1 protein-coding gene is annotated in these 500 nt (G+C 63.8%); it reads right to left on the bottom strand.

Annotation, left to right across the window (positions count from 1 at the left end; translation table 11 throughout):
* The coding region (locus AC1DSO_RS24835) for an enoyl-CoA hydratase-related protein (RefSeq protein ID WP_477071345.1) at nt 1–500 on the bottom strand (500 nt) is incomplete at both ends.

Here is a 500-nt window from a genome sequence, read left to right as displayed (position 1 = left end):
TGCAGAAAATGTCGGCCAGGTCGCGGCGCACCTTGCGCTTGTCGGTCACGCGGGTCAGGCCGCCGGTGCCGGGCAGCACGCCCAGCAGGGGCACTTCCGGCAGGCTGACGGTGGAGGAGCGGTCGTCGACCATGATGATGCGGTCGCAGGCCAGGGCCAGTTCGTAGCCGCCGCCGGCGCAGGCGCCGGTCACCGAGGCGATCGCCTTCAAGCCGTCATGGCGGGAGGAGTCCTCCAGGCCGTTGCGGGTTTCATTGGTGAACTTGCAGAAGTTGACCTTCCAGCCGTGCGTCGACAAGCCCAGCATGTAGATGTTGGCGCCTGAGCACCAGATCTTTTCCTTGCCCGACTCGAACACCACAACTTTGACGGCGGGGTGCTCGAAGCGCACGCGGTTGATCGCGTCGTGCAGTTCGATGTCAACACCGAGGTCGTAGCTGTTGAGCTTGAGCTTGTAGCCCGGCTTGATGCCACCGTCTTCGTTGATGTCGAGCTTGAGG

Source organism: Caulobacter sp. P4_E5, from assembly GCF_056401555.1.
Note: the sequence above shows the minus strand (reverse complement) of the source record. Positions and strands in the feature narration are given on the sequence as shown.